The organism is Sphingomonas sp. AC449 (genome assembly GCF_979253475.1).
This window is the reverse complement of sequence record NZ_CEEDCZ010000004.1, coordinates 133,620-158,883: the sequence shown is the minus strand read 5'-3', so window position 1 is coordinate 158,883 and position 25,264 is coordinate 133,620. Positions and strand designations below refer to the sequence as shown.

22 protein-coding genes are annotated in these 25,264 nt (G+C 68.7%); 19 read left to right on the top strand and 3 right to left on the bottom strand.

The genetic code is table 11. The features are described from left to right. Nucleotides 1-223: 223 nt before the first annotated feature. From ruvB to AC0CH3_RS09380, 7 genes are all read left to right on the top strand, one after another. Nucleotides 224-1,249 carry a Holliday junction branch migration DNA helicase RuvB gene (ruvB, locus tag AC0CH3_RS09410; RefSeq protein WP_465237799.1) on the top strand — a complete coding sequence of 342 codons (1,026 nt, stop codon included), beginning with the start codon at nucleotides 224-226 and terminating at the stop codon, nucleotides 1,247-1,249. Nucleotides 1,250-1,494: 245 nt separating this feature from the next. Then, nucleotides 1,495-3,768, top strand: coding sequence for a phosphoenolpyruvate--protein phosphotransferase (gene ptsP, locus AC0CH3_RS09405; RefSeq protein WP_056020019.1), 2,274 nt, complete (start codon nucleotides 1,495-1,497; stop codon nucleotides 3,766-3,768). Nucleotides 3,769-3,868: 100 nt separating this feature from the next. Next, nucleotides 3,869-4,759 carry a helix-turn-helix domain-containing protein gene (locus AC0CH3_RS09400; protein ID WP_354303323.1) on the top strand — a complete coding sequence of 297 codons (891 nt, stop codon included), beginning with the start codon at nucleotides 3,869-3,871 and terminating at the stop codon, nucleotides 4,757-4,759. A gap of 65 nt (nucleotides 4,760-4,824) precedes the next feature. Next, nucleotides 4,825-5,799, top strand: coding sequence for a hypothetical protein (locus tag AC0CH3_RS09395; protein ID WP_465237798.1), 975 nt, complete (start codon nucleotides 4,825-4,827; stop codon nucleotides 5,797-5,799). A 20-nt stretch (nucleotides 5,800-5,819) separates the two neighbouring features. Continuing rightward, nucleotides 5,820-6,839: a tRNA lysidine(34) synthetase TilS gene (gene tilS / locus AC0CH3_RS09390; protein ID WP_354303319.1), complete on the top strand. Its 1,020-nt coding sequence runs from the start codon at nucleotides 5,820-5,822 to the stop codon at nucleotides 6,837-6,839. Between the two features lie 206 nt (nucleotides 6,840-7,045). Then, nucleotides 7,046-9,028 carry an ATP-dependent zinc metalloprotease FtsH gene (ftsH, locus tag AC0CH3_RS09385; protein ID WP_056020032.1) on the top strand — a complete coding sequence of 661 codons (1,983 nt, stop codon included), beginning with the start codon at nucleotides 7,046-7,048 and terminating at the stop codon, nucleotides 9,026-9,028. A 65-nt stretch (nucleotides 9,029-9,093) separates the two neighbouring features. Beyond that, nucleotides 9,094-9,471: a hypothetical protein gene (locus AC0CH3_RS09380; RefSeq protein WP_354303317.1), complete on the top strand. Its 378-nt coding sequence runs from the start codon at nucleotides 9,094-9,096 to the stop codon at nucleotides 9,469-9,471. A 182-nt stretch (nucleotides 9,472-9,653) separates the two neighbouring features. On the opposite strand, the gene AC0CH3_RS09375 is transcribed toward AC0CH3_RS09380, so the two are convergent. Beyond that, a complete protein-coding gene (locus AC0CH3_RS09375; protein ID WP_354303315.1) occupies nucleotides 9,654-10,733 on the bottom strand; it encodes a DUF3667 domain-containing protein in 1,080 nt (359 codons plus the stop codon). A gap of 62 nt (nucleotides 10,734-10,795) precedes the next feature. Here AC0CH3_RS09375 and AC0CH3_RS09370 point away from each other — a divergent pair, with 62 nt between their 5' ends. The 9 genes from AC0CH3_RS09370 (at nucleotide 10,796) to AC0CH3_RS09330 (ending at nucleotide 17,881) form a co-directional block, all read left to right on the top strand. After that, a complete protein-coding gene (locus tag AC0CH3_RS09370; protein ID WP_354303313.1) occupies nucleotides 10,796-12,067 on the top strand; it encodes a glutamate-5-semialdehyde dehydrogenase in 1,272 nt (423 codons plus the stop codon). A gap of 4 nt (nucleotides 12,068-12,071) precedes the next feature. Beyond that, the gene (locus AC0CH3_RS09365) at nucleotides 12,072-12,698 is read left to right on the top strand and encodes a nicotinate-nucleotide adenylyltransferase (protein ID WP_056020041.1); all 627 of its coding nucleotides are present in this window, start codon (nucleotides 12,072-12,074) and stop codon (nucleotides 12,696-12,698) included. Nucleotides 12,699-12,712: 14 nt separating this feature from the next. Next, on the top strand, nucleotides 12,713-13,120 hold the full coding sequence (gene rsfS, locus AC0CH3_RS09360; protein WP_055873704.1) for a ribosome silencing factor: 408 nt from the start codon (nucleotides 12,713-12,715) through the stop codon (nucleotides 13,118-13,120). 27 nt (nucleotides 13,121-13,147) lie between these two features. After that, nucleotides 13,148-13,570, top strand: a complete 423-nt coding sequence (locus AC0CH3_RS09355) for a 23S rRNA (pseudouridine(1915)-N(3))-methyltransferase RlmH (RefSeq protein WP_354303310.1) — start codon at nucleotides 13,148-13,150, stop codon at nucleotides 13,568-13,570. 2 nt (nucleotides 13,571-13,572) lie between these two features. Further along, nucleotides 13,573-14,754: a murein hydrolase activator EnvC family protein gene (locus tag AC0CH3_RS09350; RefSeq protein ID WP_354303308.1), complete on the top strand. Its 1,182-nt coding sequence runs from the start codon at nucleotides 13,573-13,575 to the stop codon at nucleotides 14,752-14,754. 145 nt (nucleotides 14,755-14,899) lie between these two features. Next, entirely contained in the window at nucleotides 14,900-16,234 is a 1,335-nt protein-coding gene (locus tag AC0CH3_RS09345; RefSeq protein ID WP_056020049.1) for a S41 family peptidase, read from the top strand. Nucleotides 16,235-16,254: 20 nt separating this feature from the next. Then, on the top strand, nucleotides 16,255-16,737 hold the full coding sequence (locus tag AC0CH3_RS09340; protein WP_333997028.1) for a disulfide bond formation protein B: 483 nt from the start codon (nucleotides 16,255-16,257) through the stop codon (nucleotides 16,735-16,737). A 95-nt stretch (nucleotides 16,738-16,832) separates the two neighbouring features. Beyond that, entirely contained in the window at nucleotides 16,833-17,324 is a 492-nt protein-coding gene (locus AC0CH3_RS09335; RefSeq protein WP_333997029.1) for a demethoxyubiquinone hydroxylase family protein, read from the top strand. Between the two features lie 89 nt (nucleotides 17,325-17,413). After that, on the top strand, nucleotides 17,414-17,881 hold the full coding sequence (locus AC0CH3_RS09330) for a hypothetical protein (RefSeq protein ID WP_056020056.1): 468 nt from the start codon (nucleotides 17,414-17,416) through the stop codon (nucleotides 17,879-17,881). A gap of 29 nt (nucleotides 17,882-17,910) precedes the next feature. On the opposite strand, the gene AC0CH3_RS09325 is transcribed toward AC0CH3_RS09330, so the two are convergent. Together AC0CH3_RS09325 and AC0CH3_RS09320 are read right to left on the bottom strand one after the other, a co-directional pair. After that, the gene (locus tag AC0CH3_RS09325) at nucleotides 17,911-18,543 is read right to left on the bottom strand and encodes a DedA family protein (RefSeq protein WP_354303306.1); all 633 of its coding nucleotides are present in this window, start codon (nucleotides 18,541-18,543) and stop codon (nucleotides 17,911-17,913) included. 89 nt (nucleotides 18,544-18,632) lie between these two features. Further along, nucleotides 18,633-20,030: a UdgX family uracil-DNA binding protein gene (locus AC0CH3_RS09320; protein WP_354303304.1), complete on the bottom strand. Its 1,398-nt coding sequence runs from the start codon at nucleotides 20,028-20,030 to the stop codon at nucleotides 18,633-18,635. A gap of 131 nt (nucleotides 20,031-20,161) precedes the next feature. Between AC0CH3_RS09320 and AC0CH3_RS09315 the strand changes: the two genes are divergently transcribed. The 3 genes from AC0CH3_RS09315 to AC0CH3_RS09305 all read left to right on the top strand — a co-directional run bounded on the left by AC0CH3_RS09315 (nucleotide 20,162) and on the right by AC0CH3_RS09305 (nucleotide 25,260). Continuing rightward, on the top strand, nucleotides 20,162-20,986 hold the full coding sequence (locus AC0CH3_RS09315) for a shikimate 5-dehydrogenase (RefSeq protein WP_354303573.1): 825 nt from the start codon (nucleotides 20,162-20,164) through the stop codon (nucleotides 20,984-20,986). A 125-nt stretch (nucleotides 20,987-21,111) separates the two neighbouring features. After that, nucleotides 21,112-22,257: an extracellular catalytic domain type 1 short-chain-length polyhydroxyalkanoate depolymerase gene (locus AC0CH3_RS09310; protein ID WP_354303302.1), complete on the top strand. Its 1,146-nt coding sequence runs from the start codon at nucleotides 21,112-21,114 to the stop codon at nucleotides 22,255-22,257. 129 nt (nucleotides 22,258-22,386) lie between these two features. Beyond that, nucleotides 22,387-25,260 (top strand): M16 family metallopeptidase, encoded by a 2,874-nt coding sequence (locus AC0CH3_RS09305; RefSeq protein ID WP_354303300.1) that lies wholly within the window; start codon nucleotides 22,387-22,389, stop codon nucleotides 25,258-25,260. Nucleotides 25,261-25,264 lie beyond the last annotated feature (4 nt).

Genomic DNA, 25,264 nt, shown 5'->3' with positions numbered 1-25,264 from the left:
TGGTTTGAGGCGCGGGTCGCCAACCTTGCCCGTCATCCTGACGAAAGTCAGGATCCAGAGTTGCGGGAGACGGCGCTTTTGGCTCTGGGCCCTGACTTTCGTCAGGGTGACGAAGTGGGGTGACGAAGTGGGGTGACGAAGTGGGGTGACGAGGAGGTGACAAGGGGGCGGTGGATACGGGGGATGACAGGGGCGGGCGTGAACGGGTAGGGAACGCAGCTTGATGACCGATGCCGAACGCCTGCTGACGCCAGCCCGTCGCCCCGAGGATGTGGACGCCGCGCTGCGCCCCAAGAATCTCGACGAATTCGTCGGGCAGAAGGCCGCGCGCGAGAATCTGCGGATCTTCATCCAGGCCGCCAAGGCGCGCGGCGATGCGCTCGACCATGTGCTGTTCTTCGGGCCGCCGGGGCTTGGCAAGACGACGCTCGCGCAGATCGTCGCGCGCGAGATGGGCGTCGGCTTCCGCGCCACTTCGGGGCCGGTCATCGCCAAGTCGGGTGACTTGGCCGCGCTGCTGACCAATCTCGAGGATGGCGACGTGCTGTTCATCGACGAGATCCACCGGTTGCAGCCCGCGGTCGAGGAGGTGCTGTATCCGGCGATGGAGGACCGTGCGCTCGACCTGATGATCGGCGAGGGGCCGTCGGCGCGCAGCGTGCGGATCGACCTGCCGCGCTTCACGTTGGTCGGCGCGACGACGCGGCAGGGGTTGCTGACGACACCGCTGCGCGACCGGTTCGGGATCCCGGTGCGGCTGCAATTCTATACCGTCGACGAGCTCGAGCGCGTGGTGACGCGCGCGGCGGGGCTGCTCGGGCTCGCGATTTCGAAGGATGGCGCGATGGAGGTGGCGCGGCGCGCGCGCGGTACGCCGCGGATCGCCGGGCGGCTGCTGCGGCGGGTCCGCGACTTCGCCGATGTCGCGGGCGCGGAGATCGTCGATGCGCGCACCGCGGACGCTGCGCTCAACCGGCTCGAGGTCGATGCGCTGGGGCTCGACGCGATGGACCGCCGCTATCTGATGATGATCGCGGACATCTATCGCGGCGGGCCGGTCGGGGTCGAGACGCTCGCGGCGGGCCTTAGCGAACCGCGCGACACGATCGAGGAGGTGATCGAGCCGTATCTGATCCAGCTCGGCCTCGTCGCGCGGACCGCGCGCGGGCGGTGCATGAACGCGGGCGGGTGGAAGCATCTGGGGCTCAATCCGCCGGTCGGGAGCCAGGACGGGCTGTTCGACGCCTAGGATATCGGGAATTCTCAGCGTCATTCGCGACCAGCCGTCACCCCAGCGTACGCTGGGGTCTTCGTGTGGGTTTGCGGGCTGCGGTCGTGGCTGTCACGGGGAGATCCCAGCGTTCGCTGGGATGACGGTGGGGCAGGCGATCGGCTCGGGTGACGGACGGGGTGGGTCGGACGGTCGATCCAGCTTCTGCGCGGCGACTGTTTTGTTGCGTGGCACCCAAGCGCTTGATCTGGTAGCTCCTCCCCATGCCCGTTTCGGCCGCCGCCTCCGCCCGCGAGATCCTCACCAGCCTTCACGATGTGATGGCCGCGCGCACGACCGCGCAAGCCAAGCTCAATTCGGTCGTCGGCATCATCGCCGCGGCGATCGATAGCGAGGTCTGTTCGATCTATCTGCTGCGCGAGGGCGTGCTCGAGCTGTTCGCGACGCGCGGGCTTGCGCAGGAGGCGGTGCACGTCACCAAGCTGTCGCTCGGCGAAGGGCTGGTCGGGACGATCGCGGAACAGGTCGAGGTGCTCAACCTCGACGAGGCGGCGAGCCATCCCGATTTCGCGTACAAGCCAGAGACCGGCGAGGAGCGCTATCACAGCTTTGCCGGCGTGCCGATCATCCGGCGCGAACGCTCGGTGGGCGTTCTTGCGGTGCAGCATGCCGAAAAGCGCAAATATCAGGACGTCGAGATCGAGGCGCTGCAGACCGTCGCGATGGTGCTGAGCGAGCTGATCGCCAATGCCGGGCTGATCGACACCGCGGGTGGCGGGTCGGATCGGCCGCAGTCGACCGCGGCGATGCGGATCGCCGGCCAGAAACTGGTCGACGGGATGGGGTCGGGCTTCGCCGTGTTCCATCAGCCGCGCATCCATATCGAGCATACCGTCGCCGAGGATACCGATGCCGAGCGGCACCGTGTCTATGCCGCGTTCGACAAGATGCGCGAGGGCATCGAGCGAATGACGCGCGAGGCGGAATTCGGCGTCGGCGGCGAGCATGAGGAGGTGCTCGAGACCTACAAGATGTTCGCCTATGACGAGGGCTGGGCGCGGCGGATCAACGAGGCGATCGATTCCGGGCTGACTGCGGAGGCGGCGATCGAGCGCGTCCAGCAGCGTACGCGACAGCGGATGCGGCAGATCGACGATCCGCTGCTCGCCGACCGGATGCACGATCTGGAGGACCTGTCGAACCGGCTGTTGCGGATCGTGTCGGGGCAGATGGGCACCGCGGCGCAGATGGGGCTGCGGCAGGACACGATCCTGATCGCGCGCAACCTGGGACCGGCCGAACTGCTCGAATATGACAAGCGCCGGCTGAAGGGGGTGATCCTCGAGGAAGGGTCGCTGACCGCGCATGTCACGATCGTCGCGCGCGCGATGGGCGTGCCCGTGCTCGGCCGCGTCCGCGACGTGCGGCGGCTGATCGCGGAGGGCGACCTGCTGCTGCTCGACAGCGCGGACGCCAACGTCTTCGCGCGCCCGTCCGCGGCGATGGAGGAGGCATTCGAGGCGCGGCTCGCGCTGCGGCAGAAGCGGCGCGCGGCGTTCGCCGCACTCCGCGACGTGCCGCCGATCACGAAGGACGGCCACCGGCTGACGCTGATGGTCAATGCGGGCCTGCGCGACGATGCCGCCGCGCTCGACGTGACGGGCGCGGACGGGATCGGCCTGTTCCGCACCGAATTCCAGTTCCTCGTCTCCGCCACGCTGCCGCAGCGCGAGCGGCAGCAGAGGCTGTACCGCGAGGTGCTCGACGTCGCGGGCGATCGCCCGGTGATCTTCCGCACGGTCGATATCGGTGGCGACAAGGCGCTGCCCTATCTGAACAAGGCGGCGGCAGACGAGGAAAATCCGGCGATGGGCTGGCGTGCGCTGCGGCTCGGGCTGGAGCGCGACGGGCTGATGAAGGTGCAGGCGCGCGCGCTGCTCGAGGCGGCGGCGGGGCGTACGCTCAACGTCATGTTCCCGATGGTCAGCGAGCCGTGGGAATTCGACGAGGCCAAGGCGCTGTTCGAGGCGCAGCGGACGTGGCTCGCGGGGCGCGGGCGCAAGCTGCCGACGACGATCCGCTACGGCGCGATGCTCGAGGTGCCAGCGCTTGCCGAGATGCTCGACATCCTGCTGCCCAAGATCCAGTTCCTGTCGGTCGGGACCAACGACCTGACGCAGTTCCTGTTCGCCGCCGACCGCGCCAATCCCAAGCTTGCCGAACGCTATGACTGGCTGAGCCCGTCGATCCTGCGCTTCCTCGCCCGGCTGGTGGCGCCGGCGCGTGCGGCGGGCGTCGATCTGGGCGTGTGCGGCGAGATGGGCGGGCGACCGCTCGAGGCGATGGCGCTGGCGGGGATCGGGATCGACCGGCTCTCGATCACGCCCGCGGCGGTCGGGCCGATCAAGGCGATGGCGCGATCGCTCGATCTCGGCGCGATCACGGCCCACATGACGACGCTTCTCGCCGACCCGCCGCGCGACATGCGGGCGGCGCTGACCGACTGGGCGACGCAGAACGGCGTCGAACTGGCCTGAAGCGCGGTTTGGCTGGGGGGTTCGCGTTGACACGCGGTATAGGCTCTGGAACATGACCTGCCTGGCGGGTGACCGGTACGGCCCGCAATCGGAGAGTATAATGGACGACGTCGCAACCGGGCAGATTCCTGCGCCCGCCACGCCCGATCGGGCTGGCGACATCCTGCGTGCCGCGCGCGAGGATCAGGGGCTGACGATGGCGGATGTCGGCGCGCGCACGCGCGTGCCGCTGCGCCATCTCGAGGCGATCGAGGCATCCGACTATGCCACGCTGCCGTCATCGACCTACGCGGTCGGGTTCGCCAAGGCCTATGCGCGCGCGGTCGGCGCGGACGAGGTGCGCGTCGCCAACATGGTCCGCGCCGAACTGGGCAGCGTCGTGCGCCGGACGCCCGAATATGCGCCGTACGAGATGGCCGACCCTGCGCGCGTGCCGTCGCGCGGCGTGGCGATCGTCGCGCTCGGGATCGCGCTGGCGGTGCTGGTGCTCGTCGGTCTGTGGTATGGCACCGATCTGTTCCGCGGCGGCGCGGGATCGACGGGGGCCACCACCACCGTCGCCGAGGTGCCGAGCGCGACACCGGCCGCCTCCGCACCCGTCGTGGCGCCCGCGCCGACCCCGGAGACGGGCCAGGTGACGCTCGCGGCGACCGACGAGGTATGGATGCGCGTCTATGACGCCGACAACAAGACGCTGTATCTGGGCACGATGAAGCCGGGTGACCGGTTCGACGTGCCGCGCGATGCGAAGGATCCGATGATCAACGTCGGTCGCCCCGACAAGCTGACCGTGACGTTGAACGGCGCCAACGTCCCGCCGCTCGGCACCGGCGAGCGTGCGATCAAGGACGTCAAGGTTGGCGCGGTGGCGATCGCCGCGCGCCTGTCGGGTGCAGCGACGGGCGCAGCCAATGAAACCTCGTCGCCGTCCGCGGAAGCTTCGACGGGTTCGGCGACAGGGTCGGCGGGGAATGCGTCGGGCACGCCTTAAGGCTGGCGACAGGAACGATATTGCAGCTATACCCGATCGGTATCCAGTGCCCCGGGGGGTAGCCCATGCGTAAGTCCACTATTCTATCCATCGCTCTTATGGGGGCGATGGTGCCCGTATCGGGTCACGCGCAGTCGAACGTCGAAGGTCGCGTCGGCAAGCTCGAAAGCGAGATGCGCGCGGTTCAGCGCAAGGTCTTTCCGAGCGGCGCGGGCCAGTTGCTCCAGCCCCAGGTCACCGCGCCCGAGACGGTCAACGGCCCCGGGCCCGGCACGCCGGCGACCAGCGCGATCACCGATCTCGCGCAGCGCGTCACCTCGCTCGAGCAGCAGATCGCGTCGCTGACGGGGCAGGCCGAGCAGAATCAGTACAGGACCCGCCAGCTCGAGGAACAGTTCGAGGCCTATCGGCGCGCGACCGACGAGCGTATCAAGCTGGTCGAGGGCGCCCGCGCGGGTGGCGCCGCTGCCGGTACGACGTCGGGCAATCTGACGGGCGGGTCGGGTGCGGGCGGTCCCGACGAGGACCCAGCGCCCGTGCGGCCGACGCGGACCGGGGGCGGCCGCACGACGACGGCGGCGGCTAGCGAGGGCGGTACCGTGTCGGCCTCGGCCGGATCGACCGCGACCGTCGAAAAGCCGTCGACGGGCAACGCGGCCGAGGACGAGTATCTGTACGGGTACCGGCTGTGGTCGGCGAAGAAATATCCCGAGGCGCAGGCGCAGCTCAAGAAGATGGTCGCGACCTATCCCAAGGATCGTCGCGCAAGCTATGCGCAGAACCTGCTCGGGCGATCCTATCTCGACGAGGGCAAGCCCAGCCTCGCGTCGATGGCGTTCTACGACAATTACAAGAAGATGCCCGACGGCGAGCGGGCGCCGGAGAGCCTTTATTATCTCGGTCAGGCGCTCACCAGGCTCAACAAGGCCGCGGATGCGTGCAAGGTCTATGACGAGCTGAACGACGTGTACGGCGCCAAGCTGCCCCCCGCGATGAAGACGCAGGTCGCGGCGGGACGCACGGCGGCCAAATGCAAATAGCCGGCTGAGGTCGAACACCGATGATCGATGTGACCGACGACGGGCGACGTTTTGCGGCTGACTTCGCACGGCTGGCGCAGGGGGTAGGCAGCCCGCTGCTCGCGGTGTCGGGCGGGCCCGACAGCATGGCGATGCTGACGCTGGCGCATGAGGCGCTGGGGACCGGCTTCACGGTCGCGAGCATCGATCACCGGCTGCGACCCGAAGCGGCCGAGGAATCCGCGATGGTCGCACGCCACTGCGCGACGCTCGGCATCGCGCACGCGACGCTGGCGCCGAGCGTGCCGATCGTGGGCGCGAGCATTCAGGCGCAGGCGAGGACCGCACGCTATGCGCTGCTGGCCGGACACGCCCGCGCGATCGGCGCCGGATGCATCGTCACCGCGCACCATGCCGATGATCAGGCGGAAACCTTCCTGATGCGCGCGGCGCGCGGGTCGGGGCTCGCCGGGCTGGCGGGGGTGCGCGCGCGCACCGAGGTCGCGGGCGTCGCCGTCATCCGCCCGTTGCTCGACTGGCGGCGCGCCGAACTGCGCGCGATCGTCCGGCGCGCGGAGGTGCCGTTCTTCGACGACCCGTCGAACCAGGATGACCGGCACGACCGGACGCGGTTCCGTCGCCTGCTCGATGCGAACGAGTGGCTGGGCACCCCCAATCTCGCGCGTGCGGCGGCGGCCTTGGCGGAGGCGGACGCCGATGTCCGCGCGATGGTCGAATGGCTCTGGTCGGACCGTGCCAAGGTGGCGGGCGGCGAGGTCCGGTTGAGCGTCGGCGCGCTGCCCCGCGAAGTACTCCGCAGGCTGGTCCGCCATGCAATCGGCGTCGTCCGCGCCGAGATGGCGGGCGCAGCGATCCCCGCCGGGGCGGTCGATCACCCCCCCGCGGCGGCGGTCGAGGGCGAATGGAGCAACGCGGTCAACATCGAGAAGCTGCTCGACGCGCTGATGGCGGGGAAGCGTGCCACGCAGGCCGGTGTCATCGCATCGCCCCGCGCAGACATATGGCGGTTCCGCCCGGCGCCGCCACGACGCATCGCCTGAGTCCCGAACACCCCCGCCGCGCGCCGTCCTTACCGGTGTGAGCCGGAGGGCGACGGGCTGGTTTTTTCGCCACGCGTGATCGCGTGGTAGCCGGAATCACCGTCTTTCGGACGGTCCGGCATGTGATTGCTACCAAGTCGGGGCTTGTTCCATTGCCATTAACCCGCGTGCGCTTATCTTGTGGGCTCGAAAGGTATCCGGCACCCATGAACGACAACAACAATGGCGGCGATAACCGTGGCGACAAGCCGCAAGGGCCCAACAATGGCAGCCCCTGGATGAAGAGCCTGCTGATCTGGGTGGGCATCCTCGCCGCGCTGGCGTTGTTCGTGACGATGTTCGACGGTCGCACCGCCGCATCGAGCGGTGGCAACACGATCGCCTATTCCGCCTTCCTCGACAAGGTCGACGAGGGCACGGTCAAGGACGTCAACATCTCGCGGGATATCATCTCGGGGACGTTGTCGAGCGGCGAGAAGTTCCGCGCCTACCCGATCCAGGACGCGACGCTCGTCCCCAAGCTGCGCGAGAAGGGCGTGGCGATCAGTGCGAAGCCCGAGGAAGGGCCGTCGATGCTGGCGATGCTGCTCTACCAGTCGCTGCCGTTCCTGCTGTTCCTCGGCATCGCGTTCTTCGTGCTCAAGCAGATGCAGAAGAATTCGGGCTCGGGCGCGATGGGCTTCGGCAAGAGCCGCGCGAAGATGCTGACGCAGAAGGAAGGCAAGGTCACCTTCCAGGATGTCGCGGGCATCGACGAAGCCCGCGAGGAACTCGAGGAGATCGTCGAGTTCCTGAAGGATCCGACCAAGTTTGCGCGCCTCGGCGGCAAGATCCCCAAGGGCGCGTTGCTCGTCGGCTCGCCGGGTACCGGCAAGACGCTGCTCGCCCGCGCGATCGCCGGCGAGGCTGGCGTGCCGTTCTTCACGATCTCGGGGTCCGATTTTGTCGAGATGTTCGTCGGCGTCGGCGCAAGCCGCGTGCGCGACATGTTCGAACAGGCCAAGAAGTCCGCGCCGTGCATCGTCTTCATCGACGAAATCGATGCGGTTGGTCGCCATCGTGGTGCAGGCCTCGGCAACGGCAATGACGAGCGCGAGCAGACGTTGAACCAGCTGCTGGTCGAGATGGACGGCTTCGAGGCGAACGAAGGCATCATCATCATCGCCGCGACCAACCGTCCCGACGTGCTCGATCCTGCGCTGCTGCGTCCGGGCCGCTTCGATCGCCAGGTCACAGTGCCGCGCCCGGATATCGAGGGTCGCATCAAGATCCTCGAAGTCCACATGAAGAAGGTGCCGCTCGCCCCCGACGTCGATGCACGCGTGATCGCACGCGGTACGCCGGGCTTCTCGGGTGCGGATCTCGCCAACCTCGTCAACGAGGCGGCGCTGCACGCGGCGCGCAAGGGCAAGCGCCTGGTGGCGATGGCCGAGTTCGAGGAGGCCAAGGACAAGGTCATGATGGGCGCCGAGCGTCGCAGCATGGTCATGACAGACGACGAGAAAAGGATGACCGCGTATCACGAGGCCGGCCATGCCGTCGTCGCGATGCACGAGGCCGCATCGGATCCGATCCACAAGGCGACGATCATCCCGCGCGGTCGTGCGCTGGGCATGGTCATGCGTCTGCCCGAGCGGGACAGCTACAGCTATCACCGCGACAAGATGTACGCGAACCTCGCGGTGTCGATGGGTGGCCGCGTCGCCGAGGAAGTGATCTTCGGCTACGACAAGGTCTCGTCGGGCGCGAGCGGCGACATCCAGTACGCCACGGGTCTGGCGCGCGACATGGTCACGCGCTGGGGCATGTCGGACAAGGTCGGGCCGCTCGAATATGGTGAGCCGGAGGGTGAATCGTTCCTCGGCTATTCGTCGAGCCGTCCGTCGCGGATGTCGAATCAGACCGCGCAGCTGATCGACGACGAGATCAAGCGGATCGTCGAGGGCGGTCTCGATCGTGCCAAGCAGGTGCTGAGCGATCATGTCGACCAGCTCCACACGGTCGCGGGCGCGCTGCTCGAGTTCGAGACTCTGACGGGTGACGAGATCAAGAAGCTGATCGCGGGCGAGGATCTCGACCGGCCGGATCCCGGTGCGAAGGCGTCGACCGTCCCGCGTGCGGGTACCTCGATCCCGAAGACGCGGCGTCCGAACGGACCGTTTGGCACGCCGACCCCGCTGGGCGCCTGATCCGGTTCAGCGGTTAGTCAGTTAAACGCTTGCATGGGCGGTCTTTTCGCAAGGAAAGGCCGCCCATGTCGTATGTGCTTTCGAAGGCCGTGATCGCCGCATTGCTGGCCGGCGGGATGGCGATGCCCGCGTCCGCGGCGATGACCGTCGGGACGTTCCTCGCACGCGCCAATGCGCTGCGCGATCAGGGGCCGATGGCGCTGATGTCGCCCGACTTTCCCGCGCTGAAGGCCGAGGCCAAGGCCGCGACGACTCAGTTGAAGGCCGAACGCGCCGCGCGCGCCGCGGCAGGCAAGCCGCCGATCGCTTGCGTGCCCGAGGGGGAGTCGGTCGGGATCATGGATATGCTCGACGGGCTGTCCGATCTGCCCGCGAGCTATCAGAAGCGGCCGTTGAAGGACGGCTATGCGCGGGTGCTGGCGAATCTGTATCCGTGTCGGTGAGGTGGTGAGCGGGGCTCGCGGCCTATAGCGGATGCCAGGCAAGCCACCCGATGTCGTCATCCCAGCGGAAGCTGGGGTCTTTCCGTTTGGTGGGTGGCGTGGCCGCTCGGGGAGATCCCAGCGTTCGCTGGGATGACGGGGGTGGTTTGGGCGGGGCTGTGCTGATCGTGCCCGCGCGCGGATCAGTCCGTCAGGCCGTGGAGCAGCAGCAGCACAACGAACGCGATCAGCACGGTGAAGGCGAAGGTCAGCAGCGCGACCGTGCGCCATCCCGCCGAGACCTTGCCGAGCGCATAGGCGCCGCGAAGTTGCGCGAACATGTGGACGGGTGGGACGAGCAGCGCCGCCATCACGATCCACCCGCTCGCCAGCCCCGCCAGCCCGCCGAGCATCAGCACGATCGCGAGCAGCATCATGAACGCCAGCGAATAGGTCACGAAGATCGCGTGGTCGTAGAGGTGGTGCTTGCGTCGCCAGAGGAACAGCAGCGCCATGAACGGCACGGACAGCGGGATCAGCCCCCAGCTGTATTTATAGGCGCTCGACTGCAGCTTGTAGATCATCAGACCGGGATTGGCGTTCGCCTTGGCGATGCCGTGATCGAGCCGGGTCCATCCGATCTTTATGTCGGTGAAGGTGAAATCGTCGGAGTCCGACTTGGCCCCGCGCGCGGCAGCCAGCGCGCGGATCGTGCCGCGCAGGACGGTGGCCTGCGTATCGAGATCGGTGGTCGGCTCGCCCGCGCGGACCGCGACCGCACGCTCGCGCTCGACGCGCGCGAGTTCGACGCGTGCCTTTGCCGATTCGCGCTCGAGCGCGGCGCGGTTCTGTGCGGTCGGGGTGCCGATCTGGTCCGCCATCTCGCCGCCGACCAGGCCGATCGTCGCGAACATGAGGAAGACCGTGAACAGGAACAGCGCGAGCGGCGAGACGAACCGCGCGCGCTCGCCATTGACGTAGCGCCGCGTGAGCGTGCCGGGATGCAGGATGAGCAGCGGCAAGGTGCGCCAGATCTTGCCCTCGAAATGAAACACGCCGTGCGCGATCTCATGGCCGATCGCGCCGAGCGAGCGGTGGACGTGCGCGCCCTGTCCGCAGGCATGGCAGTGCGCGCCGACCAGCGTCGTGCCGCAGTTGAGGCAGAGCGCATCCGCCGCGTGAGTCCCGTGCGCAGATGTCGATTCGCCCGCCCGCGGCTCGAACGCGCGCCCGACCAATGCCCCTGTGGCGATGTCCGCCGCTGCCCCCATGTCCCCGGTCATATCGTGAGCGTAACGCACCCCGGACGTTGGCGCGAGTCGATTTGCCATGATAGTCGGGGGGCATGACCGACCCGCGCGCCACCGAGACCTCCGCCACCCTGATCGCCGATATGGGCGCGCGCGGACGCGCTGCCGCGGTGTCGCTGGCGGGGATGCCGACGGCGACAAAGGCAGGCGCGCTCGAACAGGCGGCTGCGGCGATCCGGGCGGAGTCGACCGCGATCCTCGCGGCGAACATGCGCGACATGGCGCGCGCGCGAGCGGCCGGATTGTCGGGGGCGATGCTCGACCGGCTGCGGCTCGACGAGGCGCGGATCGCGGCGATGGCGGACGGGGTCGCCGCGGTCGCGGCGCTGGCGGATCCGGTCGGGCAGCTGATCGATTCGCGCGAGCGTCCGAACGGGCTGGCGCTGTCGCGCGTGCGCGTCCCGATCGGTGTGATCGGCATCGTCTATGAAAGCCGCCCCAACGTCACCGCGGACGCCGCTGCGCTGTGCGTGATGGCGGGGAACGCCGCGATCCTGCGCGGGGGGTCCGAAGCCGTCGACAGCAACCGTGCGATCCATGCGGCGCTGATCGCCGGACTCGCGGCGGGCGGGGTGCCCGGCGATGCGGTGCAGCTGGTACCGACCACCGACCGCGCGGCGGTGGGGGCGATGCTGAAGGCGGACGGGGTGATCGACCTGATCATCCCGCGTGGCGGCAAGAGCCTTGTCGCGCGCGTCCAGGCGGAGGCGCGCGTGCCGGTGCTCGCGCATCTCGACGGGATCAACCATGTCTATGTCGACGCGTCCGCGGCGCCAGACATGGCGGCGGCGATCGTGGTCGATGCCAAGATGCGCCGCACGGGGATTTGCGGCGCGATGGAAACGCTGCTGATCGATCGCGACTATGCGGCGGGAGCGGCGCTGATCGGGCGGCTGGCAGAGACGGGGTGCGTCGTGCGCGGCGACGCGGCCGCGTGCGCGCTGGTCCCGGGAATCGCGCCGGCGACCGCGGCGGACTGGGATACCGAATATCTCGACGCGGTCGCCTCGGTTGCGATCGTCGACGGGCTCGACGGCGCGGTCGCGCATATCGCGCGGCACGGATCGCATCATACCGACGCGATCGTCGCGGAGGATGCCGCCGTCGCCGAGCGCTTCCTGGCCAGCGTCGACAGCGCGATCGTCCTGTGGAACGCGTCGACGCAGTTCGCCGATGGCGGCGAATTCGGACTGGGCGCGGAGATCGGCATCGCCACCGGCCGGCTGCATGCACGGGGTCCGGTCGCGCTCGAGGGGCTGACGACGTACAAGTGGATCGGGCGCGGCACGGGGCAGGTCCGCGGATGACGCGATGACGCGCATCGGCATTCTCGGCGGGTCGTTCAATCCCGCGCACCGCGGGCACCGCGCGATCACGCTGGCGGCGATCGATGCGCTCGCGCTCGACGCAGCGTGGTGGCTCGTCTCGCCCGGCAATCCGCTGAAGGATGCCGCGCGCGACATGGCGCCGTTGCCCGCGCGGCTGGCGTCTGCGCGCGCGATGGCGCGGCGTGCGCCGATCCGCGCGACCGACATCGAGGCGCGGCTGCACACGCGCTACACGCTCGACACGATCCGCAAGCTGAAGCGACGGCATCCGAAGAATCGCTTCATCTGGCTGATGGGCGCGGACAATCTGGCGGAGTTCCATCGGTGGAAAAACTGGCGCCAGATCGCGCGCGAGGTTCCGATTGCGGTAATTGCGCGTCCGGGATATGACGGGCGTGCCCTCGCGGCCCCCGCGATGGGTTGGCTGCGGCGCTTCCAACGGCGCACAGACCATGCGAAGAGCTGGACGACGTGGAGATTGCCGGCCCTTGTGCTGTTGCGCTTCCGACCCGACCCGACCTCCGCAACCGGCCTGCGCGCCGAAAACCCCCTGTGGTTTCGGCACGTTGCCGGACCGCCCGACCGTTCCAGCATGTCGCCGGGCCGGTAATCTTAGGAGCTGACTTGGCCACTTCCCCTACTGCCCCTCGCGCGACCGACCCCGAAGAGGTTGAGGCGCTGCATCGCCTGATCCTCGCGTCGCTCGACGACGACCAGGCGGTCGAGACGATCTCGATCCCGCTCGCGGGCAAGACCAGCATCGCCGATTACATGGTGATCGCCAGCGGTCGCTCGACCCGCCAGGTCGCCTCGATGGCGCAGAAGCTGGCCGAGCGGATCAAGGCCGAGTTCAAGCGCCCGGTAAAGATCGAAGGCCTGCCGACCGCCGACTGGGTGCTGATCGACGCGACCGACATCATCGTGCACCTGTTCCGCCCCGAAGTTCGCAGCTTCTACAATCTGGAGCGGATGTGGGCGTTCGGCGATGCGCCGACGCCGCCTGCGATGCCGACCTTCACCGACGAAGACTGATCCGGCGCGACGGCCGGAGGGCGTATCATGCTGCTCCACATCGTCGCCCGCGGCCGGATCGGGCGGTCACCCGAGGCCGAGCTGGTCGACCGGTATCTGAAGCGGATCGTCTGGCCGACCAAGGTCAGCGAACTGCCCGATACCGGCGGCCGGATCCCGGTCGTCGGTGAGCAGACGAAGCGCATCCTGCTCGACGAGAAGGGTGAAACGCTGTCCTCGACCGCGTTTGCGCACAGGCTCGGGCGGTGGCGCGACGACGGCGTGCGCGAGGCGCGGTTCATGATCGGGGCCGCCGACGGCTTCGACGACGCCGCGCGATCCGAGGCGGATCTGCTGTTCTCGTTCGGACGCGCGACGTGGCCGCATCTCCTAGCCCGCGCGATGCTGGCCGAGCAGCTGTTCCGCGCGACCAGCATCCTGGCCAATCACCCCTATCACCGCGAGGGGTGACGATGCGGGCGACGCACGTCATCATCCTGCTGTCGCTGTTCGCCGGTGCCACCGCGTCGATCGCGCGCGAGGGCGCGGGCGCGCCGCGCGATCGGCTGTCCGAGGCCCGCCGGCAGCTGAGCGAGGCGAAGCGTACCGCGATCCTGGCGGCGGCGCGGGCGGATGCTCTGACGGCGGCGGCCGCGCGCGAGCGCCGCCAGGCGGACCGCATCAATGCGCGCCAGCGCGCGCTGGCCGCCAAGGTCGTCGCAGCGCAGGCAGATATCGAGGCCGCGCGTCTTCGCGTGACGATCATCGACCGATTGCTGACGGATCAGCGCGCGGCGCTGGGGGCGGCGCAGACGCCGATCGCGCGATTGCTCGCCGCGCTTCAGGCGCTCGCGCGACGTCCGACGATCGTCGCGGTCGCGCAGCGCGGGTCGGTCGACGATCTCGTCCATGTCCGTGCGGTACTGGGCACCGCGCTGCCCGTGGTCCGGGCGCAGACCCAGGGCGTCCGCGCCGCGCTGGACCGGACGCGGCGATTGCAGGCGGGGGCGGTCCTTGCGGCGACCGCGCTCCGCGAGGGGCGTGCGCGGCTGGAAGCGAACCGGTCCGCGCTCGCGACGCTGGAGGCGGATCACCGCGCCCGCAGCCAGGCGTTCGGGCGGACTGCGATCAGTGAGTCGGATCGTGCGCTGGCGATGGGCGAGCGGGCACGCGATCTGGTCGACGGAATGGCGGTGGCGGACCTCGCCGAGGCGACCGCACGCGAGCTCGCGGCGCTGCCCGGGCCGTCGCCGCGCCCGGTCGCACCCGGCAGCGTCGCCCCGGCCGCCGCGCACGGCATCTATCGCGTGCCGGTCCGCGGCCAGTTGGTGACGGGTTTCGACGAGGTGTCGGCGGCCGGCGTCCGATCACGCGGGCTGACCTTCGCGGTCGGGCCGCGTGCGCGCGTCGTCGCACCCGCGGCGGGGCTGGTCCGCTATGCCGGGCGGTTCCGCAGCTATGGCACGATCGTGATCGTTGATCATGGTGCGGGCTGGTCGAGCCTGGTCACCGGGCTGTCGGCCACGCCGCTCAAGCCGGGGGTACGCGTCGCGATGGGCGCGCCGATCGGGATTGCACAACGCAGCGAGCCAAGGGTCACGGTTGAGCTGCGCCGCCAGGGACGCGCCGTCGACGCCGCCGCGCTGATCGGCTAGCGGGTCGTCGTCGCGCGGCGCGCGACCGGGCCACGCACCAAGAGCGGCCGCGCCGTGGCGGATGTGGATCGCAAAGGTCAGCATGGCTTTGCTCCCGACCCGTTAACCCGCTACATCGTCGCTTCCCCCGGTTTCAGGACCTTAGATGCCCCGTCCGATCCTTTCCGCTACCGCCATCCTCGGCGCTCTCACACTGGTGCCACTCGCAGCCTCGGCGATGGCCGCGGTCGACACCGCGACCTACCGCGAGTTCGATCAGTTTCTCGACGTGTTCAATCGCGTGAAGGCGGATTATGTCGACAAGGTCGATGACAAGACACTGATCAAGGGCGCGATCCAGGGGATGCTCGCCAGCCTCGATCCGCATTCGAGCTATGTCGATGCGCTAGACTACGAGAATCTGCGGATCATGACCGAAGGCAATTATGGCGGCCTCGGCCTGACGGTGCAGATGGAGGACGGCGCGATCAAGGTCGTCACGCCGCAGGAAGACTCGCCCGCGGCACGCGCGGGGGTGAAGTCCGGGGACTATATCACGCATATCGACGGCAAGCTGATCTATGGCGATTCGCTCGACGTGGCGGTCGCGCAGATGCGCGGCAAGCCCGGCAGCAAGATCACGCTGGGACTCGTCCGCCCGGGCCGCGACAAGCCCCTCGACGTGTCGATGGTGCGTGAGATCATCGTCCAGAAGCCGGTGAAGTGGGAAGTCCGCGGCGACGTCGGCTATATCAACATCAACACCTTCAGCGAGAATACCGGCGCCGACACACGTGCGGCGATCATGGCGATCGACAAGTCGCTCGGGCATCGTCCGCTCGGCTATGTCGTCGACCTTCGCCAGAATGGCGGCGGGCTGCTGACGCAGGCGATCGCGGTGAGCGACGCATTCCTCGACCACGGCGAGATCGTCTCGCAGCGCGGTCGCGAGAAGACCGATATCGAGCGCTATTACGCCAAGCCCGGCGACGATGCGCATGGCCTGCCGATCGTCGTGCTGACCGATCCCGGGACCGCGTCGGCGTCGGAGATCGTCGCGGGCGCGTTGCAGGATCATCACCGCGCGCTGATCATGGGCGAGCGGACGTTCGGCAAGGGATCGGTGCAGACCGTGCTCCAGCTCGGGCCGGAGACCGCGTTGCGGCTGACCACGGCGCGCTATTTCACGCCGTCGGGCCGGTCGGTGCAGGAGGGCGGGATCGAGCCCGACATCAGGGTCCCGCAGATCAGCGATCCCGACCACAAGGCGCGCCCGGTCTTCCGCGAGGCCGATCTTCGCCGTCACCTGATCAACGAGGTCAAGGCCGACAACGCGGTGCTCGAGGAGGATACCAAGGACGATCCGCGCTTCTCGGCGACGCCCGAGGCGCTCAAGAAGCAGGGGATCGAGGACTTCCAGCTCTATTACGCGCTGAAGACCGTCGCGCGGCTGGGCGGCGCGGCACAGGTCGCCGCAGCGACCAAGGCGCCCGTCAAGTGAGCGTACGTCGCGGGCTGGGGATGACCAAGAACGAGGAGATCGCCCGGTCGATCGCGTTCACGCTGCCGCTGCTGCTTCTGCTCGGCGCGCTGGGATCGCAGTTCCTTGGCGGGCTCTATCCGTGCGAGATGTGTCATTGGCAGCGGTGGCCGCATTATGCCGCCGTCCTGATCGCGGGCGCGTCGTTCCTCGTGCCGCAGCGGTCGTTGCGCGCATCGCTGGTGATCGTGGCCGCGCTGCTGATCGGGATCAGCGGGGCGATCGGGCTGTTCCACGCGGGCGTCGAATATCATTGGTGGAACGGCATCACCGCCTGCACCACGACCGTGTCGATGGCGGGGACGACGCCCGCCGAGCGGCTCGCTGCGATCATGAACGCACCGATGGTCCGCTGCGACGCGGCGCAGTGGACGCTGGCGGGGATTTCGCTCGCCGGGTTCAACGCCATCTTTTCGCTGGGCGGCGCGATCACCATCTTGCTCCTCATGAGGAAGACACGATGACCCAGGCCGCACCCACGCACGCCGTCCCGACGCAGGGCGCACCGACGCTGGGCACGCGCTGGAAGCCCGGCGACCGCAAGCATCCGAGCAGCGCGATGGTCCGCGTCGACCAGGCGGGCGAATATGGTGCGATCCGTATCTATGCGGGGCAACTCGCGGTGCTTGGCGATCGCCATCCCGCCGCGCGATCGATCCATCACATGGCGCAGCAGGAGGAACGCCATCGCGCGTTCTTCGACCGGATGATCGTCGAGCGCGGCGTGCGGCCGACGGTGCTGCAGCCGATCTGGAAGGTCGCTGGGTTTGCGCTGGGGGCGGTGACGGCAGCGATCGGTCCGAAGGCGGCGATGGCGTGCACCGCGGCGGTCGAGACCGAGATCGACAAGCATTACGAGGAACAGGTCGTCGCGCTGGGGGACAGCGATCCCGAACTGACTGCCGCGATCCTCGATTTTCAGGCCGAGGAGCTCGAGCACAAGGCGACCGCGATCGCGGCCGGTGCCGAGGAGACGCCGGGCTATCCGGTGTTGAGCGCGCTGATCCGCGCGGGTTGCAAGGTGGCGATCGCGACGGCGAAGCGGATCTGACCCGACTGCGCGCCTGCTGCGTTCAGCATAGGGCCAGAGACGACCGTCGATGAGACGGCGACAGGATACGGATTGTGGGAGTGATGCGTATGAGGATGATATTGGCGGTGGCGATATTGGCCACCAGCCCGGTGGCGGCGCAGACCGCGACGCCGGGCGCGGCGGTGCCTGCCAAGCCCGGTGCCGCGGCGCCCAAGCCCGCGTCTGCCCCCGGCGAGGTGTCGCGCAGCGCGCCCATCAACGGCGTGCTGACGCTGTTTGGCAACGAACGCTGCCCGACCAATGCGCAGGGCGAGGAGATCGTGATCTGCGTCCGCCGCAGCGCGCAGGAGCAGTACCGCGTTCCCAAGGAGCTTCGCGAGTTCGCGGTGACGCCGCAGAACGAAAGCTGGGCGGCCAAGGCGCAGGGGACGATGGGCACGGGTGTCGGCGTGAACAGCATCGGCAGCTGCTCGACCGTCGGCGCCGGCGGCGCGACGGGATGCTTTGGGCAGCGCGTCCGCGAGGCGCGTCGCGAGAACAAGGAGCGCGCGGCCGAGGTGCCCGTCCTTCCGTAAAATCCCTTCGGTAAGACGGGCGGAGGCGGTCAGCCCCTGGGCTTGAGCCCGCGGACGCGGTGCCAGATGTAGAATCCGACCAGCGCGATAAGGACGATGCCGATCAGCAGGTCCGCGCTGTGGAAGGCGTCCTTCACGCGGGGGTCGCTGTCCCATTTGTCGCCGAGCTTCATGCCGACCCAGGCCAGCCCGAAGCACCACGGCCATGAGCCGATGAAGGTGTAGAGGTGGAAGGGCACGAGCTTCATCCGCGCGACACCCGCCGGAAAGGCGATGAACGATCGGATGACGGGGAGCAGACGCCCGATCAGCACCGCCATGCTGCCCCAGCGCGCGAAGAACCGGTCCGCCGTATCCAGTTCACCCGGGCCGATCAGGACATAGCGACCCCAGCGCTCGGCCATCGGCCGGCCGCCGCGCTTGCCGACTTCATAGGCGACGATCGAGCCGAGGTTGCACCCGATCGCGCCCGCGGTCGCGGCGAGATACAGGTCGAACCGTCCGGTCGACACGAGATAGCCGGCGAACGGCATGATGATCTCGGATGGAAGCGGGATGCACGCGCTTTCGATCGCCATGAGGATCGCGATACCGACATAACCGCCGGACGAGATCACCCAGATCGTGAAGGTGGCCAGTACGGCCAGGATCTTTTCGAACATGGGTCGGCGATCTGCGCGATGCGGCGCGCGAAGGGAAGGGGCAATCGGTCCTGCGCTTCGGCGAAAAGGCGAGGCGCCCGGGCTTTACGCTAGGCCAGCCGTGCGCCGGCCATGCGCAGGTCCTCGACGAAGCGCGCATATTCCTCCTCGGCCTGCACCTTGTCGGGCAGACGCAGGAGGTAGCTCGGATGAACCGTGATCCAGGCCTCGCCACCACCCGGCAGCTGGAGCGCACGACCGCGTTCCTTGCCGATCGTCATGACCTTGCCGAACAGCGAGCGCGCCGCGGTGGCGCCCAGCGCGACCGTTATCTTCGGCGCGACGAGCATCTGTTCCTGTTCGATCCACCAGCGGCACGCCTCGATCTCGCCTGCGCCGGGCTTTGCGTGAATACGCCGCTTGCCGCGTTGTTCGAACTTGAAGTGCTTGACCGCGTTGGTGACGTAGGCGCGGCTGCGGTCGAGCCCGGCATCGGCCATCGCGCGATCGAACATCTGGCCGGCGGGCCCGACGAACGGCCGACCGGCAAGATCCTCCTGGTCGCCCGGCTGCTCGCCCACGAACATCAGCGGCGCGTCGATCGGCCCCTCGCCGAACACGGTCTGCGTTGCCGGCTTGTAGAGCGGGCAGCGCGTGCACCCCGCCGCCTCGTCACGCAGCGCCTCCCACGCGATCAGGCTGTTGCCGCCGACCGTGTCGCGCGCCTTGGCGATCATGCCGCTTTCGCGCGCCTGCGCGGTCGCGATCATGCCGGGGACGAGATCGGTTTCAGGCATGTTCTTCCAGTATTTGCGGGGCATTTCCTTGAGCATCGCGCCGACCTTGACGCGCGCCGGGTTGAAGGTGCTGGCATAATAGGTCTTCCACACCTCCTCGGTCGGATCGCCGTCGGGTGCGTCGCCCTTGATGGCGCCCGGGCCTTCGCTGAGCGCCTTGCCGTCCCAGTGGATCGAGACCTCGGGCGTGAGGATCGACCAGCGCATGCTGGCGAAACGGTTGACGAAGAACGCGGCGTTCGCGCGGACGATGTGGTGATCGGGCTCGAACCACGCGACGAAGCGCGCCGTGCCGTCTTCCTCGATTTCCCGAAACCGCAGGAAGGCGCGCATCTTGTGGATGTCGCGGCGGACGTCCTTGGCGATCCGGTCGAGACGGCGGACGAGCGGGTCGGCGCGATCCTCGATGAGCTTCGGCTCGCGGCGCAGGCGCGCGAGCAGCGTGTAGAGCAGCGCGAACCGCTCCGGATCGCTGCCGAGGATGACGCTGCGGGCAAGGTCGATAAATGCGCGCGGGACCGAGAAGCCGGGCGTGGAGCGATCGGCGCTCGCGGTGGGGGGATCCGGCGCAAGCGTGCCGAACAGATCCGCGGGGGCGTCGCCGACCTGCCAGACGACGTCGTCGGGCGGCACGTCGTCGGCCATCAGACCCCGAGCCGCGTCGCGCCAGCCGTCGAAATCATCGGGTTGGGCAAGGGTCACGACGCGCATCGCGGGCTCTACGCGGCGTGGCCGACGCTGGTTCCACCCAGCCCCTTTTGAATCGGCACGCGGTATCGAACCTCGACCTCGGCGCGTCGCCGCCCTAGTCTTCGCGGATGATCGATCAGACCTCGACGCCGATGCCCGCTCAGCCGCCGATCGGGCGCGATACCCGCCTGTGCATGTCGCTGTCGGCGCGGCCCGGCAATTTCGGGTCGCGGTTTCACAACCGCCTCTATGCGCTGACCGGGCTCGACTATGTCTACAAGGCGTTTTCGACGCGCGACCTTGCCGGGGCGGTCGGCGGGATCCGCGCGCTCGACATCAGGGGCTGTGCGATATCGATGCCGTTCAAGGAGGCGGTGATCGCGATGCTCGACGGGCTGGCACCCTCGGCATCGGCGATCGACAGCGTCAACACGATCGTCAACGACGACGGCGTGCTGACGGGGCACAATACCGACTATGCCGCGGTCGCTGCGTTGATCGCGGACATCGATCCGGCGACGCGGTTCGTGCTGCGCGGGTCGGGTGGCATGGCAAAGGCGGTGGCTGCGGCGCTGCGCGATGCGGGTTTCGCGCACGGGACGATCGTCGCGCGGAACGCCGCAGCGGGACGGGGACTGGCCGATCTGTACGGCTTTGCCTGGTCCGCCGACCTTGACGACGGCATGGACGCGACGATGCTGATCAACGTCACGCCGATGGGCATGACCGGCGCGGACGAGGCGGTCATGGCCTTTCCCGCGGCAATGATCGCGGCGAGCGAGATCGCGTTCGACGTGGTCCAGTATCCCCCCGAGACGCCGCTGCTGCGCGAAGCTGCGGCGGCCGGAAAGCGGTGCATCACGGGGACCGAGGTGGCGATCATCCAGGCGCTGGAGCAGTTTATCCTTTATACCGGCGTGACGCCGAGCGCGGCGCAGGTCGCCGATGCGGCGGCTTTTGCGCGGGCGAACAGCTGACGTTCGAGTAGCGCGGTCGCGCGATTTCCCCTTGTGCATGGCAGGGCCCGGCCCAAGATATGTTGCAGTGCACCATTCGAACGCCTGATCGGCGTTCGGTGTGTGGCCACATGACGGGAATTGCGATGGCTGGGCTTTCGGACACATTGGCGCGGCTCGCGCAGGCGCAGCGTGCTGCGACCATGGGCGCCGCGAGCATGGGCTATGGCGACCAGACGGCAGCCGATAACGGCCGCCTCCAGGCGCTCGAGGATTTCGGTGCGAACCCCGGCGCGCTGCGCGCACTGTCCTTCGTCCCTGAGGCTGCGGCGGGGACGCGGATGCCGCTCGTCGTGGTGCTGCATGGCTGCACGCAGACTGCGGCAGGCTATGATCGCGGGTCGGGGTGGTCGGAGCTCGCCGAAGACCAGGGCTTCGCGGTGCTGTATCCCGAGCAGCAACGGAGCAATAACGGCAATCTCTGCTTCAACTGGTTCGCCGCGGAGGACATTCGGCGCGGCGGTGGCGAGGCGCAGTCGATCCGGTCGATGATCGCGACGATGGTCCGCGACTGCCCGATCGATCCCGATCGCATCTATGTCACCGGCCTGTCCGCGGGCGGGGCGATGGCGTCGGTGATGCTCGCGACCTATCCCGAGCTGTTCGCGGCGGGGGCGATCATCGCCGGCCTGCCCTATGGGACCGCGACGTCGATGTCGCAGGCGCTCGACCGGATGCGGGGACGCGGCCTGCCGGATTCGGCGGCCCTCGCCGCGCTCGTCGATGGCGCGTCGCCCGCGACGATGCGCATACCGCGGATATCGGTCTGGCATGGCGACGGCGACGGCACCGTGGCCGCGGCGAACGCGGATGCTGCCGTTGCGCAGTGGCGCGGCGTCCACGGCGTCGCGCAGGCGCCCGACGAGGTCGAGCAGACGGCGGACCATATCCACCGCCGGTGGCGCGATGCGCAGGGGCAGGTGGTCGTCGAGGAGTACCGGATCCGCGGGCTTGGGCACGGCACGCCGCTCGCCACGACGGGTGCGGACGGGTTGGGCGAGGCCGGTCCGCATATGCTCGAGGCCGGAATTTCCGCGACACGGCATAACGCCGCATTCTTCGGCATTGCCGGCCAGCCCGCGGCCCGCCCGACCAACGCGCGGCCTGCGCCGGCAACGGCGTCAGCGCGTGCAGGGGGTCCCGTCAGGCCGCCGACGGCCTCCCGGAGCGGCGGGTCGCAGATTGGCGACATGATCGACGGCGCACTGCGCGCCGCGGGGCTGCTCCGCTAGCATCACGCGGGACGCGTGCCCCCGCGTGCTCGATCCATTCTGGGCGCAACATGAATCACGTCGGCTTGCGGCGTGGGGGCCAGTGTTATAGCTTCATAGGACAGTGATCGTACCCCGGGGGATTTAGTGATGTCGTTCAAGCTCTTCGCTCTTGCGGGGGTCGCCACCGCCGCGCTGATCGCGCCGGGACATGCGCAGACCGCCGCGGCGCCGACCGGGCAGGGCGCGAGGCCTGCGCCGGTCGCGACGCTCGTCCAGGCGGTCGACATTCCGTACCAGCAGTTCACGCTGACGAACGGGCTCCGCGTGATCGTGCACACCGACCGCAAGGCGCCCGTCGTCGCGGTGTCGGTCTGGTACGATGTCGGGTCGAAGCACGAGCCCAAGGGGCGCACGGGCTTTGCGCATCTGTTCGAGCATCTGATGTTCAACGGCAGCGAGAATGCGCCGGGCGATTTCTTCGCGCCGCTGAAACAGGTCGGCGCGACCGATTTCAACGGCACGACCTCGTTCGACCGGACCAATTATTTCGAGACGGTGCCCGCCGCCGCGCTCGAGCGTGCGCTGTTCCTCGAAAGCGACCGGATGGGGCATCTGACCGGCGCGATCACGCAAGGCGTGCTCGACGAGCAGCGCGGCGTCGTCCAGAACGAGAAGCGCCAGGGCGACAACCAGCCCTACGGCCTCGTCCAGTACAAGCTGTTCGGCGGGCTGTTCCCCGCGGACACGCCCTATGGCCACACCCCGATCGGGTCGATGGCGGATCTCGATCGTGCCAGCCTCGCCGATGTGAAGGAGTGGTTCCGCTCGCATTACGGCCCGAACAACGCGGTGCTGGTGCTCGCGGGCGACGTCGATGCCGCGACCGCGAAGCCGCTGGTCGAGAAATATTTCGGCGATATCAAGGCGGGCCCCAAGTCGGTCCTGCCGACCGTCACCGTGCCGACGCTCGCCGCGCCGGTGAACGAGGTGATGAAGGACCGCGTCGCGGCGGTGATGATCAGCAAGAACTGGGCGGTGCCGGGGATGCTCGATGCCGATGCCGCACCGCTATATGTCGGCGGTACGGTGCTGGGTGGGCTCGCCTCGTCGCGGCTCGACAATGCGCTGGTCCGCAAGGAGAAGCTCGCGGTCAACGTGTCCGCGGGCTATAGCGACATGGCGCAGATTGGCATGTTCACGATCCGCGCGATCGTGCGGCCGGGCGTCGATCCCGCGGTCGTGTCGAAGCGGCTCGACGAGATCCTCGCCGATTTCCTGAAGACCGGGCCGACCGCGGACGAGATCCAGCGCGTCCAGACGCAGGCGGTCGCGGGCCGGATCCGCGGCTATGAATCGGTCGGCGGGTTCGGCGGCAAGGCGGTCGCGCTGGCGGGCGGCGCGCTCTATGCGAACGACCCCGGCCACTACAAGACAGAGCTGGCGGCGATCGCGGCGCAGACGCCTGCAAGCGTCAAGGCCGCGGCGACCCGCTGGCTCACGCGCCCCGCCTACACACTGACCGTCGTCGACGGCGAGCGCGACAAATATGAGGAGGCGGTCGTGCCGCCCGCGGTCGCGGTGAAGCCCGCGGCCGAGACGCCGGTCAAGGGCACGCGCGCCGGCGGTATCCCCGCGGTCGGCACGCTGACGGGACTCACCTTTCCCGCGGTGGAGCGTGCGCGGCTGTCGAACGGGATCGAGCTAATCTATGCGCGTCGCGGCGCGGTGCCGATGACGCAGGCGGTGCTGAGCTTCGACGCGGGCTATGCCGCCGATGTCGCGGACAAGCTCGGCACGCAGCAGCTGACGCTGAGCGTGATGGACGAGGGGACGCGGACGCTCGACGGGATCGCGCTCGCCGAGGCGCGCGAGCGGCTGGGTGCGTGGATCGGGACGAGCACCTCGCTCGACCTGACGACGCTGTCGATGAGCGTGCCGAGCGCCAACCTGACGCCCGCGGTCGCGCTGTTCGCGGATATCGCGCGCAACCCGGCCTTTGCCGAGGAAGAGGTCGGCCGGGTCCGCAACCAGCAGCTGGCCGGCATCCAGCAGGAGCTGACCAGTCCGCAGGGGCTTGGCAACCGCGTGATCGGCAAGCTGATCAACGGCGATACCCCCTACGGCAAGGCGATGGGTGGCGGTGATCCGAAGGCGGTCGCCGCGCTGACGCGCGCGGATCTGGTCGCGTTTCAGCAGGCATGGCTGCGCCCCGACAAGGCGAAGATCTTCGTCGTCAGCGACCGGCCGCTCGCCGAGGTCCGGGCGGTGCTCGACCGCGGCTTTGGCGACTGGAAGGCGCAGGGGCCGGCGGGGGTCAAGAGCTTCCCGACGACGCGCACCCCGGTGACGCCGAAGATCGTGCTCGTCGACCGGCCCGACAGCCCGCAGTCGCTGATCCTCGCGGGCCAGCGGACCGGGTTGAAGGGCAGCGACGACATGCTGGTGTTCAACACCGCGAACGATGCGCTGGGCGGCAGTTTCCTGAGCCGGATCAACATGGACCTGCGCGAGGAGAAGCACTGGTCCTACGGTGCGGGCGGGCGGTTCCAGACGGGGGCGTTCGATGCGCCCTACGGCATCACCGCGGGGGTGCAGGCGGACAAGACCGGCCCGTCGATCACCGCGCTGCAACAGGACGTGACGCAGTTCGTGACGACCAAGCCGATGACGCAGACCGAGTTCGGGCTGGCGATCGACGGCGGGATTCGCGCGCTGCCCGGCAGCTTCGAGACGTCGGGCGCGGTGCTCGGCGCGATGCAGCAGAATGATTTGTTCAAGCGTCCCGACGATTATTACGCGACGATCACGCGACGCTACGGCGCGCTGACGCTGCCGCAGCTGAACACCGCGATCGCGGGGGTGATCGACGTGAAGAAATTCACCTGGGTGGTCGTCGGCGATGCCAAGACGGTCAAGCCGCAGCTTGACAGCCTGGGGTTGCCGGTCGAGGTCGTGAGCGCGGCTTCGGTCGCGGGGCTGCCGGTGGTTCCGGTGACGCCGCTTGCGGCCAAGGCCAAGTAATCGA

What these genes read in the sequence shown, in the direction of transcription:
- tilS (WP_354303319.1), top strand. Translation starts at nt 5,820, where the DNA reads ATGATCGATGTGACCGACGACGGGCGACGTTTTGCGGCTGACTTCGCA.
- AC0CH3_RS09345 (WP_056020049.1), top strand. Translation starts at nt 14,900, where the DNA reads ATGCCCCGTCCGATCCTTTCCGCTACCGCCATCCTCGGCGCTCTCACA.
- AC0CH3_RS09305 (WP_354303300.1), top strand. Translation starts at nt 22,387, where the DNA reads ATGTCGTTCAAGCTCTTCGCTCTTGCGGGGGTCGCCACCGCCGCGCTG.
- ptsP (WP_056020019.1), top strand. Translation starts at nt 1,495, where the DNA reads ATGCCCGTTTCGGCCGCCGCCTCCGCCCGCGAGATCCTCACCAGCCTT.
- AC0CH3_RS09330 (WP_056020056.1), top strand. Translation starts at nt 17,414, where the DNA reads ATGAGGATGATATTGGCGGTGGCGATATTGGCCACCAGCCCGGTGGCG.
- AC0CH3_RS09340 (WP_333997028.1), top strand. Translation starts at nt 16,255, where the DNA reads ATGACCAAGAACGAGGAGATCGCCCGGTCGATCGCGTTCACGCTGCCG.
- AC0CH3_RS09400 (WP_354303323.1), top strand. Translation starts at nt 3,869, where the DNA reads ATGGACGACGTCGCAACCGGGCAGATTCCTGCGCCCGCCACGCCCGAT.
- AC0CH3_RS09370 (WP_354303313.1), top strand. Translation starts at nt 10,796, where the DNA reads ATGACCGACCCGCGCGCCACCGAGACCTCCGCCACCCTGATCGCCGAT.
- AC0CH3_RS09335 (WP_333997029.1), top strand. Translation starts at nt 16,833, where the DNA reads ATGGTCCGCGTCGACCAGGCGGGCGAATATGGTGCGATCCGTATCTAT.
- AC0CH3_RS09310 (WP_354303302.1), top strand. Translation starts at nt 21,112, where the DNA reads ATGGCTGGGCTTTCGGACACATTGGCGCGGCTCGCGCAGGCGCAGCGT.
- AC0CH3_RS09395 (WP_465237798.1), top strand. Translation starts at nt 4,825, where the DNA reads ATGCGTAAGTCCACTATTCTATCCATCGCTCTTATGGGGGCGATGGTG.
- AC0CH3_RS09380 (WP_354303317.1), top strand. Translation starts at nt 9,094, where the DNA reads ATGTCGTATGTGCTTTCGAAGGCCGTGATCGCCGCATTGCTGGCCGGC.
- ftsH (WP_056020032.1), top strand. Translation starts at nt 7,046, where the DNA reads ATGAACGACAACAACAATGGCGGCGATAACCGTGGCGACAAGCCGCAA.
- AC0CH3_RS09350 (WP_354303308.1), top strand. Translation starts at nt 13,573, where the DNA reads ATGCGGGCGACGCACGTCATCATCCTGCTGTCGCTGTTCGCCGGTGCC.
- AC0CH3_RS09315 (WP_354303573.1), top strand. Translation starts at nt 20,162, where the DNA reads ATGCCCGCTCAGCCGCCGATCGGGCGCGATACCCGCCTGTGCATGTCG.
- AC0CH3_RS09320 (WP_354303304.1), bottom strand. Translation starts at nt 20,030, where the DNA reads ATGCGCGTCGTGACCCTTGCCCAACCCGATGATTTCGACGGCTGGCGC.
- ruvB (WP_465237799.1), top strand. Translation starts at nt 224, where the DNA reads ATGACCGATGCCGAACGCCTGCTGACGCCAGCCCGTCGCCCCGAGGAT.
- AC0CH3_RS09365 (WP_056020041.1), top strand. Translation starts at nt 12,072, where the DNA reads ATGACGCGCATCGGCATTCTCGGCGGGTCGTTCAATCCCGCGCACCGC.
- AC0CH3_RS09375 (WP_354303315.1), bottom strand. Translation starts at nt 10,733, where the DNA reads ATGACCGGGGACATGGGGGCAGCGGCGGACATCGCCACAGGGGCATTG.
- AC0CH3_RS09325 (WP_354303306.1), bottom strand. Translation starts at nt 18,543, where the DNA reads ATGTTCGAAAAGATCCTGGCCGTACTGGCCACCTTCACGATCTGGGTG.
- AC0CH3_RS09355 (WP_354303310.1), top strand. Translation starts at nt 13,148, where the DNA reads ATGCTGCTCCACATCGTCGCCCGCGGCCGGATCGGGCGGTCACCCGAG.